This is a genomic window from Staphylococcus sp. HMSC063F05 (assembly GCF_001837075.1).
GTDB classification, from domain to species: domain Bacteria; phylum Bacillota; class Bacilli; order Staphylococcales; family Staphylococcaceae; genus Staphylococcus; species Staphylococcus epidermidis.
This window is the reverse complement of the sequence record NZ_KV831350.1, coordinates 14,089-33,430: the sequence shown is the minus strand read 5'-3', so window position 1 is coordinate 33,430 and position 19,342 is coordinate 14,089. Positions and strand designations below refer to the sequence as shown.

Below are 19,342 nucleotides of genomic sequence, written 5' to 3'. Positions count from 1 at the left end.
TAAACTTCAATTGTTCATAAAAATATTAAATAGCTTCGGAGGTGATGAGATATGTCAGATTCAATCACTATCATTGATGAAAATAAAGTGATTGATGTAGTCTTAATTGCTGGGCGAATCTTACTTGAAGCAGGCGCTGAAACATATCGAATTGAGGATACAATGAATCGTATTGCCCATAGTTATGGTTTACATGATACATACAGTTTTGTGACATCAACTGCAATTATTTTCTCATTAAATGATCGTACTAGTACGAGGTTGATTCGTATTCGCGAACGTACAACCGATCTTGAGAAAATTGCTTTAACCAATAGCCTATCTCGTAAAATTTCGAGTAAGCAACTTACAATTGACGAAGCAAAAAGTGAGTTACTGCAACTTAAACGTGCGTCTCTTCAGTATTCTTTCTTAACAAATCTCATTGCTGCCTTTGTAGCTTGTGGTTTTTTCTTATTCATGTTTGGTGGCGTAGCTTCCGACGCTTGGATTGCATGCCTAGCGGGTGGCATAGCTTTTTTAACGTTTAGTTTCGTGCAAAAATATATACAAATTAAATTCTTTTCAGAGTTTGTAGCATCTGCTGTTGTTATTAGTATTGCAGCAATATTCACTAAACTAGGTATAGCTAAAAATCAAGACATTATTACTATTGCAAGTGTCATGCCTCTCGTTCCCGGTATTTTGATTACTAACGCTATTCGTGACTTACTTGCCGGAGAGTTACTTGCTGGTATGTCACGTGGTGTTGAAGCTGCTTTAACTGCATTTGCTATTGGTGCAGGAGTAGCTATTGTATTACTATTATTATAAGAAAGGCTGTTAGTTATGTTTATTTATCTGTTTCACTTTATCATTAGTTTCATTGCCACAGTCCTTTTTTCAATTATATTTAATGCACCTAAAAAATTGCTATTAGCTTGTGGATTTGTTGGAGCTGTTGCTTGGACAATATATCAGATGACAGTAGGTATGGATTTAGGTAAAGTTGGCGCTTCATTTTTAGGAAGTCTAATATTAGGATTAATGAGTCATACAATGAGTAGACGGTACAAGCAACCTGTTATTATATTTATCGTCCCCGGCATTATACCTCTCGTTCCAGGTGGCGCAGCATATGAAGCTACAAGATTTTTAGTATCAAATGATTATACGAATGCAGTTAATACTTTTTTAGAGGTAACATTAATTTCTGGTGCAATTGCATTCGGTATACTTGTATCTGAAATAGTCTATTACATTTATTCACGCATCAAGCAATCTTATGGTAAAATCAAGGGTAAAACTTATAAAAAATCCTATAATATGAATAATAGAGTATAAATCTAAGGGGATGAACTCGTATGAAGAAACAAATTATCGAAAGATTAACGAGATATGTAAAAATTGATACACAATCTAATCCTGATTCCAAGACGACACCATCTACGAATAAACAGTGGGATTTATTAAATCTATTAGAAGAAGAGCTTCAATCATTAGGTCTTAAAACAGACATGGATGAACATGGTTACTTATTTGCTACACTCGAAAGCAATATTAATTATAATGTACCTACTGTCGGTTTTTTAGCACATGTAGACACTTCACCAGATTTCAATGCTTCTCATGTAAATCCGCAAATCATTGAAGCCTATAATGGGCAACCTATCAAACTTGGTGAATCTCAGCGTATCTTAGATCCTGATGTTTTTCCTGAATTAAATAAAGTTGTGGGTCATACACTAATGGTGACAGATGGTACATCTCTACTAGGCGCCGATGATAAAGCAGGTGTTGTAGAAATAATGGAAGGGATAAAGTATTTAATTGATCATCCTGACATTAAACACGGTACAATTCGAGTTGGCTTTACACCCGATGAAGAAATTGGACGAGGCCCGCATCAATTTGATGTTAGTCGATTTAATGCAGATTTTGCATATACAATGGATGGCAGTCAATTAGGAGAACTACAATTCGAAAGTTTCAATGCGGCAGAGGTAACTGTCACTTGCCATGGTGTTAACGTTCATCCAGGTTCAGCTAAAAATGCCATGGTTAATGCAATTAGTTTAGGTCAACAGTTTAATAGTTTACTTCCCTCACATGAAGTTCCTGAAAGAACTGAAGGATACGAAGGGTTCTATCATTTAATGAATTTTACAGGTAATGTTGAAAAAGCAACTCTACAATATATTATTCGCGACCATGACAAAGAACAGTTTGAGCTACGTAAAAAACGCATGATGGAAATTCGTGATGATATTAATGTTCATTATAATCATTTTCCAATTAAAGTAGATGTGCATGACCAATATTTTAACATGGCAGAAAAAATTGAACCTTTGAAACACATCATTGATATACCTAAACGTGTCTTTGAGGCTTTAGACATCGTACCTAACACTGAACCTATTCGAGGTGGTACAGATGGATCACAATTATCTTTTATGGGGCTACCTACACCTAATATTTTTACTGGTTGTGGCAATTTCCACGGTCCTTTTGAATACGCTTCTATCGATGTAATGGAAAAGGCTGTTCATGTTGTCGTTGGTATTGCTCAAGAAGTAGCAAACAGCCATCAATCTTATAAATAACATAAAAAGCCATTGTCAGTATGTAGCTCTAAAGCTACTCTTACTGTCAATGGCTTTTAAATTAAATGTGTATAAAAACTTTTTCTAATATTAGGATGAAAGCGGTAAGTTTATTTGCGTTTTCAATAATTTTAGTGCTTGTACTGTGTAATGTCTGATTTGAATACCCATCTTAAAATCTGTATATGAATCAGGCATATCAATAAATGTATTAAACATTGCTGTAACATTCAATGATTCAAACAAATCAAATTTATCATTTGTAGCACAAATTGCAATAGCTGGCTTGCTGTATTGTTGGGTAAGTTCTGCTATACGTATTGTTGTAGTCTCTAGAATTTGATCTTCTTCTTTCAAACCTTCTCCGAAAATAATAAGATCTGCCTGTTGAATTAAGTTTTCTAAATGTGTGATTTGATTCACTAATTCATGGCTTGTTAAAATCTCAGCTTGATAGAGACTATTTAATACAGCTGCTATACCACCTCCAGCACCACCGCGCTCGATTGGTCCCATTGCTATTTTCAATTCATTCTTAAATAATTCACTAAAATACCAAATTAAATTATCTATCTCGGCTGCTTCATTTTGAGACAAATCTAATGATTCGTATGTTTGCATGATTTCACTTTTTTTCCCATACAATCGACTTGAGAAATCTGACATTAATTGAATGTTTACCTTTGTTAATTGTGGATGAACACCTGATAAATCAATACGTCTAATATATTTTATTAAATATGCACCTTTCCTCATATCGACAATTTGTGCTTCATCATCATAAAATGTTGCACCCAATGCTTGCAACATGCCTGCACCGCCATCAAAACTTCCTATTCCACCTAAAGAAATAACAAGATGTTCTGTATGATTGTCCAATGCTGCTTTTATAACCTCTCCCAAACCGTAACTTGATCGATGTTGAATAGGTTTTTTGCCATTTAAAAATAAGTGACCTTCGATAATAGTCATACCACTATCCGTTTGTCCATATATTGCTTCGGTTTCTTTCATGTCAGCATCATGCGCACTCACACGATATTTATTTCCTGATTGCCAAAGAAAGACTGAATCTAATAATTCGTGACGACCGTTAAATAGTGGAACTTGAACGATATCTGCATCTTCAATTTGACTTGCTACCGCTTCTTCAACATATCTATTAGCTTGGTAACTAGAAATAATTCCATTAAATTCATCCATGGCTACTAAAACTTTCATTGTCTTAACCACCTTATTTTTCTCTTTTCCAAAAATTATTTTAAACATACTAAAGGATGTATGAGAATAATCTATAAATCTAAGTAACAATGATTTGACACTAAAGAAATAACATATCTTCTGCGTGTTCTTCATTATGTCCCTTAATTATACTTATTATCACATTATACATAACTATTTTAAAATTTTCATAACATAAGAATAGCTTGCCTGTATCTGTCTAACATTGACATTTGAGGCAAGCTGCTTCATCATTTCATTCTTTTCTAATTATTCCTCAGCTTGAGCAAGTTGAGAAACGTTAATATCATCGTGGTCTGCATTCCACTTCATTTCACCATCTACAAAATAAAAAGCTTGTGGTGATTCGTGTTTTACGTTTGTTTTCTCTGCGATATAATCAGATAGTTTACGCTCTTGTTGAACGATTAGATAATAACCATCTATGTCTCTTTCATATAAAAACTTATTAAATTGATCATACGCATTTGCAGAAATTGGACAAGTTTCACTGTGTTTTAATACAAAAACATATTTATTTTCTTCTAATACTTGTTCAAACTGGTCAATTGAACTCAGCTTAATAGCCATTCTATTCACCTCTAAAAATATTTATCACTTCATACTAAGCATATGCGTGAAATTTTTATCCCTAAAATCTTATCAATGGGTACAATTATACACACTCTGCTATGTAATGTTAACCATAAATTTTCATTTTTTTAAATTCAGATAGTATTTAATTTACACTTTCTTTTATTTTTTTAAATTCTCTTTTGAACGATTTATCCATTTCTGATATATCTTTTCCCTCTTTTGGCAATCGATCAACATCAATTTGAGCTAATTTTTCGCTAGTTTTAATCGTATCTACTCTCGTATCATAATAATTTTGCAAACTATAATACATCTCAATTGCATTTTTTCTAGCATTATCAACATGATTATCAGAAATATTTGTTTTATTAATATCCGTAATTTGTTTGTCAATAAGTGGTGAAATATGATTTTTGATTGCTTCTTTCGCTGAATCAGAATCATTATTTGAAGAATTTAAATATTTTTTAGCAGTATCTTTTAATTGTTGATTATTTTCTTCTAATTTTGATTTAAGTTGACTTGCATCTTCTTTATTTTGTGCTTTATTAATGTCAGACTCCACTTCAGTTCTATTTTTCTCGAATAATTTAGTATAATCCAAAATATCTTCATTATCTTTAATTGAGCGATTACATAAATCTACAAATTCTTTTAAATCATATATAGATTTCTCTTTATTTTCAACAGTTTTTAGATAATCCTCTTTCAAGTGCTTAACCTCATTAGTATCTGCTGTTAAATGTTGAGTGGAATTTTTATATTTTTTAAACTCAGGTATCAAATAGTTATTAATATCCTGCTGAAGTGCACGAAATTCTTTTTTATTTTTATCAGTGGTATCAGTTTTACTTAAATTATCTAACTCTTTTAATGGTATTTTATCCATAACTTTTTCTACACTGTGTTGTTTTTGATGAATTTCTTTATATTGACGTTCAAATTGTTTAATATCTCTTTTTGATTCATTTCCACAAGCGGATACAACTATGGTTAAAATGATAACTGTTATGATAAATAGTAGTTTTTTCATATTTGCACTCCTTATCACTAAACATTATACATAAACGTATTTATTATGAAAATGAATTGTGTTATAGTATGTCAGACTTTATTGTATATATTATTTTTATAAATGAGGAGTATTTCATGTACGCTAATGTCCAACCTTTTATTAAAAATGAATCTGTGAAACAATTTACATATGAATATAACAAAGTGAAAGACGTATTGTTTACTATTTTAGATTCTCCTATTAAATACACTCAGCATATCGGTGGTACCTGTCATTTTAATTATCAAACTGAGCCCATTTTAGATATACTTGTTGGTGTAAATAACTTGCACGATATTACTTCACTAGATGAAAAGCGCCTAAATTATGCTGGTTTTTATCGTTTGCACCATTCTTACAAGAAAAAAGTTGTCATGGCACGTTTTAATAATTTAAGTGAATTAAAACAAGAAGTAAGATTACATATTATTCAAATGGAAACTTCTCTTTTCAAACAATATCAAACAGTCAATCATTTACTACACAACGATAAAGCAATAGCAGAATGGTTTGCAAGTAAGAAAAATGAAATTGTGCAACATGCTAAAAAGATACGTGAATATGAGTCTCAAAAACAAAATTTGTTTGAGAAATTATATAAGGAATCTAATTTGTTATCGTAAAAACTCATAAAGTACGACATAACCATTTTATATTTATAATCAATTCATATATCCAAATTTCGCAAATAACTTTTATAATTGATATAATAATGTTGATATTAAGAAGATGAGAAAGGATGTTCAAAACATTGAATAAAAATGACATCTTACGCGGATTAGAGTCAATTCTTCCTAAAGATATTATTAAAGTGGATGAACCTCTCAAGCGTTATACATATACAGAAACAGGAGGAGAGGCAGATTTTTATTTATCCCCTACCAAAAATGAAGAAGTCCAAGCCATCGTAAAGTTTGCCCATGAGAACAGTATACCGGTAACTTATTTAGGAAATGGGTCTAACATTATCATTCGAGAAGGTGGAATTCGAGGAATCGTCCTCAGCTTATTATCTCTCAATCATATTGAAACCTCTGATGATGCAATTATAGCAGGTAGTGGTGCAGCAATTATTGACGTTTCAAATGTTGCACGTGACCATGTATTAACCGGTTTAGAATTTGCATGCGGTATCCCTGGGTCAATTGGTGGCGCCGTATTCATGAATGCTGGTGCTTATGGCGGAGAAGTTAAAGACTGTATTGACTATGCATTATGTGTCAATGAAAAAGGTGATTTATTAAAGCTCACTACAGCTGAACTGGAATTAGACTATAGAAATAGTGTGGTACAACAAAAACATTTAGTTGTATTAGAGGCTGCTTTCACCTTAGAACCAGGTAAATTAGATGAAATTCAGGCCAAAATGGATGATCTTACTGAAAGACGTGAATCTAAACAACCGCTTGAATTCCCTTCTTGCGGAAGTGTTTTCCAAAGACCACCGGGTCATTTTGCAGGTAAACTCATTCAAGATTCTAATTTACAGGGCTATCGAATCGGTGGCGTTGAAGTTTCAACTAAGCATGCGGGATTCATGGTTAATGTAGACAACGGTACAGCAACTGATTATGAAGCACTTATACATCACGTACAAAAAATAGTTAAAGAAAAATTCGATGTTGAATTGAATACTGAGGTACGTATTATAGGTGATCATCCCACAGATTAATTCTTCAAGGAGGACACATCATTGGCAAAGGTTTATGGATCACTCATAGATAATGAAACACGATGTACACATTATTATTCATCTTTAGATGTTATTGCCATTAAATTTAAATGTTGCAACAAATATTATCCGTGTTATAAATGTCATAATGAACACGTATCTCATACAATTGAAAGATGGGCTGAAAATGAGTTTGATGAAAAAGCTATTATGTGTGGTGTTTGTAAACATGAGATGCGTATTCGTGACTATATGATGGTAGAAATGTGTCCTCGTTGTAAAGCGCATTTTAACAGTCGTTGTAAATTTCATTATCATTTATATTTTGAAGTATAAATAACTTGTTACAAAGTTTTTGAAATATTTGAGCTCCTAAAGTGAATTTTATTTAAAAATTCGCTTTAGGAGCTCTTCTTATATCAACATTCTATTCATGCATTTAAAGTTTTCTTCTTATACCTCGGTTGATTTTCTCTTATTATAAGATTATTTTTCAACTTTCTCTACTACTTCATTTAATTCATCAATTTGTTTGATAGTTGTCGTTGAAGATCCTGAAGAGAAATACCATAGTTTTGGATCTAATTCGTAAATATGATTACTTTTTACTGCTTTTACATTTTTTATAACTTTGTTTTTTAAAACTTGATTTGTTGTTGCTTTACCACCTACAACTGAACCACGATCCATAGCTAAAATAACATCTGGATTCTGCTTGTTAATATATTCATTATTTATATTTTGACCATGCGGGCTTTTGCTAACCTTTTTGTCTGCAGGTTTAAATCCTAATGTATCAAACACTAAACCACCAAATCTTCCTCCTGGTCCAAACGTTGATAGTTCACCTTCGTTAACCAATAAATACATTACTTTCTTATTAAAGTCTTTAGTTTTATCTTTCATATCAGATATTTTTCTATCTAAATCTTTATTAATTTTTTTAGCTTTATCTTCTTTATCGTAGATTTTCCCTAAATTTTCTGTATTTTTTTTCATATCTTTAATTAAGTTGTCATCACTTGTACCTACATATACAACTTTAGCTTTTGATGCAGCTTTTTTAAATTCATCTAAATTTTTCTGATTAGCTGTTCTTCCTGAAATAAAAATCACATCTGGTTTAGCTGATGCAACTTTATCAAAGTTCACTTCTTTTAAATTTCCAGTATTAATATACTTATCATCTTTAAATTCATCTAAAAATTTAGGTAAAGATTGGTTATTTTCACCTTTAGGTAAACCTTTTACTTTATCAGCCACACCTAATTCTTTCAACACATCAAGCGCTCCATAATCTAATACAACGGCATTTTTAGGATTCTTTGGTACTTCGACAGTATTAGAGATTTTTTTCTTATCACTGCCATTATTTTCTTTACCACTTGCTTCAAAACTATTTTTGATGGTTACAGTTTCTTTAGAATCACTATTTTTCTTTTTCGAAGTTGAATTATTATTCGAACTATTACTACAAGCCGTTAAAACTAAAACTAGAGACAATAATAAAAATAAGACTGTTTTTTTCATATGTGCAACTCCCTAATCAAATTTATAATTTCTTTTCGTATGGATAACCTCTTTTACTATGCGTCTCAATTTTAATCATTAAACTGAGTCAAAAGTAGTTTCATCATAATATAGACAAATACGTTGTCCCCTTATCTCCTCTATACGTACTTCCATTTCATATAAACTTTTTAAAATGTCAGACTGAATAACATTATCTTTATCATCAGCTTTAACTAGCTCACCTTGTTTAAGCGCAATGATGTCGTCTGAATAACAAGAAGCAAAGTTGATATCATGTAATACGATAATGATTGTTTTATTTAACTGACGACATAAATCTCGTAACGTTTGCATAATCTGTACTGAATGTTTCATATCTAAATTATTTAAAGGCTCGTCTAATAATATATAATCAGTATCTTGTGCTATAGTCATAGCAATATATGCACGTTGTCGCTGACCTCCAGATAGTGTTTTAATATTACGATGTTTAATTTCATTAAGCTGTAATAAGTCAAGAGCATATTCCACTTTGTCATAGTCTTCTTGCTTCATTCGACCTTTTGAATATGGAAAACGACCAAATTTAACTAGTTGCTCGATAGTTATGTTCATATCAGTGTGATTAGATTGTTTTAAAATACTTAATTTTTTAGCTAAATCGTCAGTTTTATATTCTGAAATTTCTTTGTCTTCAATCAAAATTGAACCGTTCTCATAACTAAATAAGCGACTGATAGCAGATAATAATGTACTCTTACCAGCACCGTTAGGACCTATGAGTGAAGTCAATTTTCCCTTTTTAATATCTACGCTAATATCTTTTAAAATAGGTTTATTGTCTATCGTTTTATCTAAATTTCGAATTTGAATCAATTTGCATTTCTCCTTTTGACAAGCAAATATATGAAGTAACTTCCACCAACTAAATCTACTATCAAACTGAATTCAGTTGTTGCTTCGAATAGATTTTCAACTACCCATTGCGCTATAAATAAACTAATCCAGCTGAATAATATTGTTGCCGGTAAAATAAATTTGTGTTCATAGGTCTTCATAAATTCGTGTGCTAAGTTGACAGTTAATAAGCCAAGAAATGTTACAGGACCTATTAATGCAGTAGATATAGAGACGAGTAAAGCAACCAAAATAAGAAACATACGCGTCATATTCTCATAAGAAACACCTAGATTAATTGCTTGTGCTCTACCTAACAAAAGAACATCTAAATATGGTCGAAGTATTATTGTAACAATTATTAATATAACTAATAATATGCCTGAAACAGTTACTAATTTAGAATTTGATGCTTCAAAGCTAGCAAACATAACATTTTGAACTGCTAAAAAAGATTCAGGATTCATTATAAGTTGGAGAAAACTTGTAATACTACGGAAGAAAGTTCCTAATATTACACCAACTAGTAATATGAAATAGACTGAAAAGTGACCTAGTTTAAATATAACTTGAAATAATAGCAATGAAAAAAACACCATTGCGATCAAAGTGATTAAAAAATTAAGGTAGATATTTGTAACAACAGTTGCTTGTTCACCTAAAATAAAAATAGGTAAGACTTTGACAAATAAATACACAGAATCAAGTCCCATAATAGAAGGAGTTAATAATCTATTTGTAGTAATAGATTGGAAAATAACTACGGACGTTCCTATCGATGCTCCTACTAATAATATAAGAATAAATTTTTTGAAACGGCTTTGGAATTGATATTCAAATATATCAAAATCTAAACCTACCAATAAATAAAAAATTGCCATACAAATTGCCATAACGACCAGTATACTTATTTTTTTATTAGCGCTCATTTGCATAATTTTTCCTACCTTTCATTAGCAAGATTAGGAAAATAATTGTGCCAAATACACCTATCGTCAATCCAATATTAATTTCGTAAGGGTAAACAATTATTCTACCAATAATATCAGCAATTAAAACAAAAATTGCACCGAGCATAAGCGTGTGTGGTAAAGCATTTTTCAAATGATCGCCTCTATAGATAGATATGATATTCGGTACGATTAAACCTAAAAATGGTAATGTTCCAACAGTAACAACAACTAATGCTGTTAGCGTTGCTGTTATGAATAATGCTATTTTAATGATTTTTTCATAACTTACACCTAAATTATGACTAAAGTCTTTTCCCATACCTGCAATAGTAAAATGATTTGCAAATACAAATGCCAAAATAAGTAATGGTATTGTGAGATACAACACCTCAAAACGACCACTCGTTATAACTGCAAAGTTACCAGTTAACCAGTTTCCAATGCTTTGTAAAGCATTGGTTCTCAACGCTACAAATGTAGTAAAACTGGATAAAATACCACCAATCATAATGCCTAAAAGTGGAACAAAGATTACATCTTTTACACGGATAAGATTAATTAATTGGACAAATAAAAACGTTCCAACAATACTTAGAACAACAGCAAATAATAATTTGATTAAAATGTGACCATTAGGAAAGAACAACAATGACATTAAAATACCTAATTTTGCCCACTCCATAGTACCAGCAGTCGTTGGGCTTACAAATTTATTTTGCATCATCTGTTGCATAATTAATCCTGATAAAGCTAGTGAACTACCCGAAAGTAGAATACTAACTGTTCTGGGAATTCGACTCGAAAACAAAATGTTTATTTGTTCATCACTTAAATGGAAAATATCTATTAGAGAGAGCTGACTCACCCCTATAAATAAAGAGACAATAGTTAAAATCACTAATAAAATAAATAAGGTATAACCTTTAAAAATAAATTTCATTAGTTAATCTCCTTGCTAAATATTAAAGATGTATAAGGTCAATATACGAAAGTAATGATAATGATAATGATTATCATTAACATCAATATTATAGACTCTATTTTCTTTTTTCAATAGTTTTTTCATATTTTTTGGGAATTTTATAAATGTTTTATCCAGCAGTAATAATACATCAAAATATTTTATAATACCAACTTTCATAAAAAAAGAGATTCCTACTAATTTTAATAGAAATCTCTTTAAAAGTACTATATTAATTATCAAAAACAAAGTCTTCATCACGTAGAGGCTCAACATTTAAAGCCAATGTATAGCCATCACCTTTAACAGAGAAGAAATCGTGGTTCTTTGTAGATGTATCTAGTGCATTTTCAATAATAGGGTTAAACTCTCTCTCTTCGAAATATGGTTCAAAACCTAAATTCGATAATGCTTTATTTCCATTATATCGAACATAATTTAATACATCTTCAGCAAGACCAATATCATCATATAATAAATGTGTATATGAAACTTCATTATCATAAAGTTCATTTAATAATTTGTACATTTCTTGATCAGCTTTTTGTTTCTCACTTTCAGATAACTCATTACGTAGACTTTGTGCATCTAAACCTGTGAACACTCCATGTATAGATTCATCTAAAAGTATCTTACGTATAATTTCACCTGACGTAGTCATTTTTCCTTGTCCTGCGAGATATAATGGATAATAGAAGCCAGAATAGAATAGAAATGTTTCTAAGAATACACTAGAAACACGAGCAATATATTGATCGTAAATCGATGCTTCTTTACCCCAAAGTTTGTGGTAATTTTCTACAATTTTATCTGATTTATATTTTAAATGTGGCTCTTCAATAACCCAAGTATCCAATAAATAGTTGGTTTCACTAGATGGTAATAATGTAGTGAAGATATGAGAATAACTTTTCGCATGGATTTGTTCCATCATAGCCATAAATGAATAAACAGCTTTCTTTCTTAAATCAGTAGTATGAAGCATGATTAATGGCATACCATCATCAGCTTGATGTGTATCTAAACCTGTTAAACCTGCAAGCGCTTTTTTAAAAGTATTTTTCTCAGAATCTGTTAATGTTTTCCAACTTGCTATATCTTTTGATACTTTAAATTCTGTTTCCACCCACATTTGTGAGATATTTTGACGCCAGAACATATTAGTCATATCTTCTTGGGTGTTCCAATTTACCGCCTTCATTAAAATCCTCCTGTCATATTTATGTATAAAATAAAGAGTTTTGAACCAATGTAAATCTATAATTTAAAGAAATACATCAATTCATCACTCTACTCTAAAATCTTTACAACTTAATCAATTAAATCGCACAACTTGTACATTCTTCCACACTTAATAATTTATTACGTGTATAGTATAAAGATTTAAGGCCTTTATGGTGTGCATATACATATAATCTTGAAAGTTCACGTGTTGAAATTTCTGAATTAACATAAAGTATCGTTGAAATACCTTGGTCTACGTGAGTTTGAATTGTAGCTACTAAGTCAATAAGTTTCATTTGGTCAGTATTAAATGCTGATTTGTAGTACCACATTGTTTCTGGTGATAAAAATGGCATTGGATAAAATGTTTCCGCATTTCCATACGTACGACGTTCAATTTGGTCAACAATAGGCATAACAGAACTTGTCGCATTTTGAACATAAGAAATACTTTGAGTCGGAGCAATAGCTAATCTATAAGCGTGATAAAGTCCATATTGTTCTACTTTATTTTGCAATTCTTTCCAATCATTTGAAGTAGGTATATCGATACCATCAAAAAGTTGGCGAACCTTTTCAAATTTTGGTTCAAATTCTTGAGATGTATAGAATTCAAAATATTTACCATTTGCATAGTCTGATTGCTCAAAGTCTTGATACTTTTCTCCACGCTCTTTTGCAATTTCCATTGAACGTTCGATGGAATAATAGTTCATAATCATAAAGAATATATTAGCAAAGTCTTTTGCTTCTTCAGATTCATAGCCAATTTTATTTTTAGCTAGATAACCATGTAAGTTCATTACTCCTAGTCCAACAGAATGTAGTTCACTATTCGCTTTTTTTACACCTGGTGCATTTTGAATATTTGCTTCATCACTTACAACTGTAAGAGCATCCATACCTGTGAACACAGAATCTCTGAATTTACCTGATTCCATAACATTCACTATATTCAATGAGCCTAAGTTACATGAAATATCTCTTTTAATTTCATCTTCAATTCCATAGTCGTTAATTACTGATGTCTCTTGTAATTGGAAAATTTCAGTACATAAATTACTCATTTTAATTTGCCCAATATTTGAATTCGCATGTACTTTGTTTGCATTATCTTTAAACATAAGATATGGATAACCAGACTGTAATTGTGTTTGTGCAATCATATTTAACATTTCACGTGCGTCTTTTTTCTTTTTATCGATATTAGGGTTTGCAACCATATCGTCGTAATACTTTTCTAAATCAATATCATCTAAAGTCACACCGTATTCTTGTTTAACTGTATGAGGTGCAAACATATAGAAATCTTTACCCTCTTTAGCCAAATCAAAGAATTTAGAAGGTACAATAAGACCAGTCGAAATAGTAGATAAACGTAAATCTTCATCTGCATTCACTTTCTTAGTATCTAAAAACTCTTCAACATCGTAATGGAAAATATTTAAGTACACTGCCCCAGCGCCAGGACGTTGTCCTAATTGATCTGCATAACTAAATCCACCTTCAAGTGCCTTAGCAACAGGTAAAACACCTTTAGCTACACCTTTAATTCCTTTAATTGCTTCTCCACGTGCACGAAGTTTCGATAAATTAATGGCCACACCACCACCAATTTTACTAAGTTGTTTTGCAGTTGAATCAATGAAATTGATAGAATTTAAGCTATCGTCTACTTCTAATAAGAAACATGAAACAAGTTCTCCACGTCTTGCTCTACCTGCATTCAAGAATGTTGGTGTCGCCGGTTGATAACGTTGTTCCACCATTGCAGAAATAAATTGTTTTGCTTGTTTAACATTACCATTCGCTAAATAAAGTGCAACGATTGCGACGTGCTGATTATAATCCTCAAGAAACTTAGTTTTATCATTCGTTTTTAAAGCGTAATCCTTATAAAACTTACTTGCCGACATATAACTAGCAAATTGGAAGTGAATTGATTTTGCGTATTCAGTAATTTCAATTAATTCTGCTTCGCTATATTTTTCGAAAACATTAAAATAAAAATTATTATCAACAAGATAATGAAGTCTTTCGATTTCATCATCAAAAGAAATCATTTTATCATGGATTTCTTCAAGATACACTTTCAATGCTTCTTGATCTTTCTCTAAATCAAAGAAACCATTGTCTTTTCTCTTGGTCACTTCATTATTTAATTCAATATGATTGTATTTCTTTTCTTCCATGGTTTTCATTGAAATTGCCCACCTTATCCTTAAATTCAATAATGTCTTTATTTGTCCCTTGTACTTCAAACTTCATCATTAATGGAACTTTATATTCCTCAGAAATTGTATGGCCAGCTTTAGCGAAATTTTGTCCCCAATTTCGATTTCCACTCGCAGCAACAGCTTGTAACTGAGTATGATTTACATTTAAAAAAGATTGAACCGGCTGCGGCACCTCTCCAAATCCAATAGTGCCAGTAACTAAAATGTAGGGTTCATTAACTGATTCGTTACAATTATCTTGAGTAATTTCAAATGTATCTTTAATACCAGCACGACTAATAAATCGTCTAACATTACCAGAAAATGAATAATATACTACTTTCATTGAATCACCTTCTTTCGTCAACCATTGATTCAGCCAAAAGTAGATTAGAAATGATTAAATATCTTTAATATAATTTAAATCATCTACTTATAAAAACAGTTGAAAATAGTTACTTTTACGTAAAATTTTTTCAATCTGTAAATAGCCTTTAAAATATATAAATAACCACAATATATAGTGGTTAAAACTTAAATTTGCACTACATGATAAATTATCTTTTTAGTAGGGTTTTACTATAATTGCAATATTTTCGAGATAAAAGTAGTGTCAAATTGCATTAAAATGATTAAATTCTACAACGTTAAATTCTCAGCTAAACACTATATATAGTGTTTGCATTTCTAATTTGATACTATATTCTGTGTTTCATTATACATAACTCATATCACTAATGAAAGTTAAAAATTGATGGCAGAAACAACCTATCATTTGGAAAGTGCATCACTACGAGATTAGTGTCATTATTTTAAAATAAAAAAATTTTTTTGAGTGTCTTTACTTGCTTTTCTATTGAAATTAGACATATAGGGTTAAAAGAATAGTTACGTAAATTTCTACAATAACAGATATAAATTACATTTTTAAAAACATGATTCTAGCTTTTTATTAAATTGCGCATAAGAAATAACAATCTTTAAAAGCGAACATTTGTTCGTTTTTTATTATAGCTCGTTTCCATTGAATTATCAAGAACTTATGCATAGTTAGATTTTATATGCTAATATAATGTCGTTAATCATATAGTATTGAGGCGATGATATTGAATTCAAAAGTTAAAGGTATTATTGCTATATTGATTTCAGCTGTGGGTTTTAGTTTTATGTCAGTCTTTTTTAGATTGGCCGGTGATTTACCAGTCTTTCAAAAATCTCTAGCTAGAAATTTTGTAGCCATGTTTATACCATTATTTTTTATTTATAAATATAGGCAACCTATGTTTGGAAAATTAAGTAGTCAACCCCTACTCATCTCACGTTCAACACTTGGGTTAATTGGTGTCTTACTTAATATCTACGCAATTGATCACATGGTATTAAGTGATGCTGATACATTAATGAAATTAAATCCTTTTTGGACAATTGTTCTTAGTTTAATTTTTTTACATGAAAAGGTACGAAAATATCAAATCACGGCGATGATTATTGCTATAATAGGGATGCTATTAATTGTTAAACCAGAATTTTCATCATCAGTTATTCCTTCAATAGCAGGATTACTATCCGGTATTTTTGCAGCTTCTGCCTACACATGTGTTAGAGCACTCAGCACTCGTGAAAAACCTTATACGATAGTGTTTTATTTTTCATTATTCTCAGTTGTAGTTCTTATACCTTTTTCAATATTTACTTATACACCTATGACAACAATTCAAATTCTTTTCTTACTCGGCGCTGGATTATCAGCAGCTGTGGGACAAATTGGTATAACATTGGCTTATAGTTTTGCTCCAGCAAAAGATATCTCCATCTTCACATATGCGTCTATAATATTTACTGCATTATTTGGATTTATTCTGTTTGGAGAATCACCTGATATGTTTGCAACAGTAGGATATATTGTCATTATCGGAGCAAGTTACTATATGTTTGATAAAGCAAGACGTGAAACAACTATAAATCAAAATAATTAAAGGAGCTAGAAAATTGACACAAGGACGTCAAAAAGATGAATTAAAAGATATTACTTTATTAGGCAATCAAAATAACACTTATGAATTTGATTATAGACCGGAAGTTTTAGAAACTTTTGATAATAAGCATCAAGGTCGTGATTATTTTGTTAAGTTTAATTGTCCTGAATTCACATCACTATGCCCTATTACGGGTCAACCAGATTTTGCGACAATTTATATCTCGTATATCCCTAATATCAAGATGGTGGAATCTAAATCATTAAAGTTATATTTATTTAGTTTTAGAAACCACGGAGATTTTCACGAAGATTGTATGAATATTATTATGAATGATTTAATTAATTTAATGGACCCACATTATATTGAAGTTTGGGGTAAATTTACTCCGAGAGGTGGCATTTCCATAGATCCTTACACGAATTATGGTCGTCCTGATACAAAATATGAAAAAATGGCTGAACATCGATTAATGAATCATGACATGTATCCAGAAAAAATAGATAATCGTTAATATATATTTTATAAAAATCTCTACTGTTATATTTGATGGTAGAGATTTTTTGTTGCACTTTGCTGCATTAAAGCGTATTTTATATATAGCGCGTCATTGAATAAATATAGTAATAAAATTATTGAAATTATATCATCGGATTAAATGTTACAGATTATATCAATTGACAGAATTTTCTTTTTTTAAATTTTTTGAAAATTATTGAAATTTTCTTATCACAATAGTAAAATCACCTTAAAACAATTTAATAAGGTGATTTGGGCAAGAAAGGTTGGGATGATTTATGACTTCAAATAAGTCCCATGAAAAAGCAGTTCAAGAAATACCACAACATGGATTCTTCGGGCATCCAAAAGGATTAGGCGTTCTCTTTTTCGTAGAATTTTGGGAGAGATTCAGCTATTACGGAATGAGAGCAATGCTTATTTTTTATATGTATTTTGCACTCCAGGAAAACGGACTTGGAATGGACAAAACAACAGCCATGTCTATCATGTCTGTATATGGATCATTAATTTATATGTCTTCAATTCCAGGTGGCTGGATAGCTGATAGAATTACAGGTACCCGAGGTGCCACATTAATCGGAGCTATATTAATTATTATAGGTCACATATGTTTAAGCCTTCCTTTTGCAATGGTAGGTTTATTCACTTCTATGTTCTTTATTATTGTAGGATCAGGTTTAATGAAACCAAACATTTCAAATATTGTTGGTAGACTCTATCCAGAAAACGACGTACGCATGGATGCTGGATTTGTTATCTTCTATATGTCAGTGAACATGGGTGCACTCGTTTCACCAATTATTTTACAACACTATATTGATATTAGAAATTTCCATGGCGGCTTCTTGATTGCAGCAATAGGGATGGCTCTTGGATTAGTTTGGTACTTACTATTTAACCGAAAAACTTTGGGTAGTATCGGTATGAAACCGACAAACCCATTATCTTCTTCTGAAAAGAAAAAGTACGGAACAATCATCGGAATCGTTGTTATAGCAATAGTATTAATCCTTATGATTGCTTACTTTACGCATACGCTATCATTTAATTTAATCAGTAATACTGTTTTAATTTTAGGTATTGCTTTACCAATCATTTACTTTACAACAATGATTAGAAGTAAAGAAGTTACAGATACTGAAAGATCAAGAGTAAAAGCATTTATTCCGTTATTCATTTTAGGTATGTTATTTTGGTCAATTCAAGAACAAGGATCTAATGTATTAAATATCTATGGTATTGAAAACTCTGATATGAAATTAAATTTATTTGGTTGGAAAACACATTTTGGTGAAGCTATTTTCCAAACCATTAACCCATTATTTATTTTATTATTTGCACCCGTGGTTACTCTTTTATGGCAAAAGCTAGGAAAGAAACAACCTAGCCTACCTATTAAGTTTGCAATTGGTACTATTTTAGCAGGCGCATCCTACATACTTATGGGAGCAATCGGTCATATTTATGGGGATACACAATTCTCAGTTAACTGGGTTATTCTTTCATACGTTATCTGTGTTATTGGTGAGCTTTGTCTCTCTCCAACTGGTAGTAGTGCAGCAGTTAAATTAGCACCTAAGGCATTTAACGCACAAATGATGAGCCTTTGGTTATTAACTAACGCTTCAGCTCAGGCCATTAACGGTACATTAGTTAAATTAATTAAACCACTTGGTCAAACCAATTACTTTATCTTCTTAGGTGTTGTTGCAACCGTGATTACGTTAATTATATTAGCGTTTATTCCTAAGATTTCTAAAGCAATGAAAGGTATTCGTTAATCATTACACTAAAATGTGGATAGAATATAAATCCTAGAAAAATAGCCAGTAAATGAGTTTTTTATAAATTCATTTACTGGCTTTTTATTTATAATACTTTGTATTGTTGGCTTGGTTTCTTAGCGGACAACTTCAGCCTATAGTCTTCAACTTGTCCTGTTCCCTCAAGAGTCT

The 19,342-nt window shown here is 31.1% G+C and carries 20 protein-coding genes; 9 read left to right on the top strand and 11 right to left on the bottom strand.

Annotation, left to right across the window (positions count from 1 at the left end; all coding sequences use genetic code 11):
- The first annotated feature begins 51 nt into the window (after positions 1-51).
- From HMPREF2576_RS07390 to pepT, 3 genes are read left to right on the top strand one after another with little or no spacing between them, the layout of a single operon-like run.
- Complete coding sequence (locus HMPREF2576_RS07390) at positions 52-813, top strand: threonine/serine exporter family protein (protein ID WP_001829644.1); 762 nt, start codon at positions 52-54, stop codon at positions 811-813.
- Between the two features lie 15 nt (positions 814-828).
- The gene (locus HMPREF2576_RS07385; protein ID WP_001829634.1) at positions 829-1,323 is read left to right on the top strand and encodes a threonine/serine exporter family protein; all 495 of its coding nucleotides are present in this window, start codon (positions 829-831) and stop codon (positions 1,321-1,323) included.
- Between the two features lie 20 nt (positions 1,324-1,343).
- Entirely contained in the window at positions 1,344-2,582 is a 1,239-nt protein-coding gene (gene pepT / locus HMPREF2576_RS07380) for a peptidase T (protein ID WP_002438906.1), read from the top strand.
- Between the two features lie 90 nt (positions 2,583-2,672).
- Here pepT and HMPREF2576_RS07375 read toward each other — a convergent pair whose 3' ends face one another.
- From HMPREF2576_RS07375 to HMPREF2576_RS07365, 3 genes are all read right to left on the bottom strand, one after another.
- Positions 2,673-3,803, bottom strand: a complete 1,131-nt coding sequence (locus HMPREF2576_RS07375; RefSeq protein ID WP_002456129.1) for a glycerate kinase — start codon at positions 3,801-3,803, stop codon at positions 2,673-2,675.
- Between the two features lie 270 nt (positions 3,804-4,073).
- Entirely contained in the window at positions 4,074-4,394 is a 321-nt protein-coding gene (ytxJ, locus tag HMPREF2576_RS07370; RefSeq protein WP_001829675.1) for a bacillithiol system redox-active protein YtxJ, read from the bottom strand.
- A gap of 148 nt (positions 4,395-4,542) precedes the next feature.
- Positions 4,543-5,433, bottom strand: a complete 891-nt coding sequence (locus tag HMPREF2576_RS07365; protein ID WP_001829568.1) for an EMYY motif lipoprotein — start codon at positions 5,431-5,433, stop codon at positions 4,543-4,545.
- Between the two features lie 116 nt (positions 5,434-5,549).
- Between HMPREF2576_RS07365 and HMPREF2576_RS07360 the strand changes: the two genes are divergently transcribed.
- The 3 genes from HMPREF2576_RS07360 (at position 5,550) to HMPREF2576_RS07350 (ending at position 7,462) form a co-directional block, all read left to right on the top strand.
- Positions 5,550-6,077 carry a GrpB family protein gene (locus tag HMPREF2576_RS07360; protein WP_001829625.1) on the top strand — a complete coding sequence of 176 codons (528 nt, stop codon included), beginning with the start codon at positions 5,550-5,552 and terminating at the stop codon, positions 6,075-6,077.
- 116 nt (positions 6,078-6,193) lie between these two features.
- Complete coding sequence (murB, locus tag HMPREF2576_RS07355; protein WP_001829600.1) at positions 6,194-7,126, top strand: UDP-N-acetylmuramate dehydrogenase; 933 nt, start codon at positions 6,194-6,196, stop codon at positions 7,124-7,126.
- Positions 7,127-7,147: 21 nt separating this feature from the next.
- The gene (locus HMPREF2576_RS07350) at positions 7,148-7,462 is read left to right on the top strand and encodes a CHY zinc finger protein (protein ID WP_001829567.1); all 315 of its coding nucleotides are present in this window, start codon (positions 7,148-7,150) and stop codon (positions 7,460-7,462) included.
- A 150-nt stretch (positions 7,463-7,612) separates the two neighbouring features.
- On the opposite strand, the gene HMPREF2576_RS07345 is transcribed toward HMPREF2576_RS07350, so the two are convergent.
- The 8 genes from HMPREF2576_RS07345 to nrdI all read right to left on the bottom strand — a co-directional run bounded on the left by HMPREF2576_RS07345 (position 7,613) and on the right by nrdI (position 15,235).
- On the bottom strand, positions 7,613-8,656 hold the full coding sequence (locus tag HMPREF2576_RS07345; protein WP_002470481.1) for a ferrated catecholamine ABC transporter substrate-binding lipoprotein SstD: 1,044 nt from the start codon (positions 8,654-8,656) through the stop codon (positions 7,613-7,615).
- A 78-nt stretch (positions 8,657-8,734) separates the two neighbouring features.
- Positions 8,735-9,514 carry an iron ABC transporter ATP-binding protein gene (locus tag HMPREF2576_RS07340; RefSeq protein ID WP_001829596.1) on the bottom strand — a complete coding sequence of 260 codons (780 nt, stop codon included), beginning with the start codon at positions 9,512-9,514 and terminating at the stop codon, positions 8,735-8,737.
- Positions 9,511-10,470 carry an iron chelate uptake ABC transporter family permease subunit gene (locus tag HMPREF2576_RS07335; protein ID WP_002438903.1) on the bottom strand — a complete coding sequence of 320 codons (960 nt, stop codon included), beginning with the start codon at positions 10,468-10,470 and terminating at the stop codon, positions 9,511-9,513. Before HMPREF2576_RS07335 ends, HMPREF2576_RS07340 begins: the two co-directional genes overlap by 4 nt.
- On the bottom strand, positions 10,454-11,428 hold the full coding sequence (locus HMPREF2576_RS07330; RefSeq protein ID WP_002487913.1) for an ABC transporter permease: 975 nt from the start codon (positions 11,426-11,428) through the stop codon (positions 10,454-10,456). The genes HMPREF2576_RS07335 and HMPREF2576_RS07330 overlap by 17 nt, the downstream gene beginning before the upstream one ends.
- A 15-nt stretch (positions 11,429-11,443) precedes the next feature.
- The gene (locus HMPREF2576_RS07325) at positions 11,444-11,707 is read right to left on the bottom strand and encodes a hypothetical protein (protein ID WP_002456931.1); all 264 of its coding nucleotides are present in this window, start codon (positions 11,705-11,707) and stop codon (positions 11,444-11,446) included.
- Entirely contained in the window at positions 11,682-12,650 is a 969-nt protein-coding gene (nrdF, locus tag HMPREF2576_RS07320; protein WP_001829597.1) for a class 1b ribonucleoside-diphosphate reductase subunit beta, read from the bottom strand. The genes HMPREF2576_RS07325 and nrdF overlap by 26 nt, the downstream gene beginning before the upstream one ends.
- 118 nt (positions 12,651-12,768) lie before the next feature.
- Positions 12,769-14,874: a class 1b ribonucleoside-diphosphate reductase subunit alpha gene (nrdE, locus tag HMPREF2576_RS07315; RefSeq protein WP_001829582.1), complete on the bottom strand. Its 2,106-nt coding sequence runs from the start codon at positions 14,872-14,874 to the stop codon at positions 12,769-12,771.
- Positions 14,837-15,235 (bottom strand): class Ib ribonucleoside-diphosphate reductase assembly flavoprotein NrdI, encoded by a 399-nt coding sequence (nrdI, locus tag HMPREF2576_RS07310; RefSeq protein WP_001829589.1) that lies wholly within the window; start codon positions 15,233-15,235, stop codon positions 14,837-14,839. The genes nrdE and nrdI overlap by 38 nt, the downstream gene beginning before the upstream one ends.
- A gap of 754 nt (positions 15,236-15,989) precedes the next feature.
- Between nrdI and HMPREF2576_RS07305 the strand changes: the two genes are divergently transcribed.
- The 3 genes from HMPREF2576_RS07305 (at position 15,990) to HMPREF2576_RS07295 (ending at position 19,168) form a co-directional block, all read left to right on the top strand.
- Positions 15,990-16,865 (top strand): DMT family transporter, encoded by an 876-nt coding sequence (locus HMPREF2576_RS07305; protein WP_001829684.1) that lies wholly within the window; start codon positions 15,990-15,992, stop codon positions 16,863-16,865.
- Positions 16,866-16,878: 13 nt separating this feature from the next.
- Positions 16,879-17,379, top strand: a complete 501-nt coding sequence (queF, locus tag HMPREF2576_RS07300) for a preQ(1) synthase (RefSeq protein WP_001832596.1) — start codon at positions 16,879-16,881, stop codon at positions 17,377-17,379.
- A gap of 283 nt (positions 17,380-17,662) precedes the next feature.
- A complete protein-coding gene (locus HMPREF2576_RS07295) occupies positions 17,663-19,168 on the top strand; it encodes a peptide MFS transporter (protein ID WP_002438897.1) in 1,506 nt (501 codons plus the stop codon).
- The last annotated feature ends 174 nt before the right edge of the window (positions 19,169-19,342 follow it).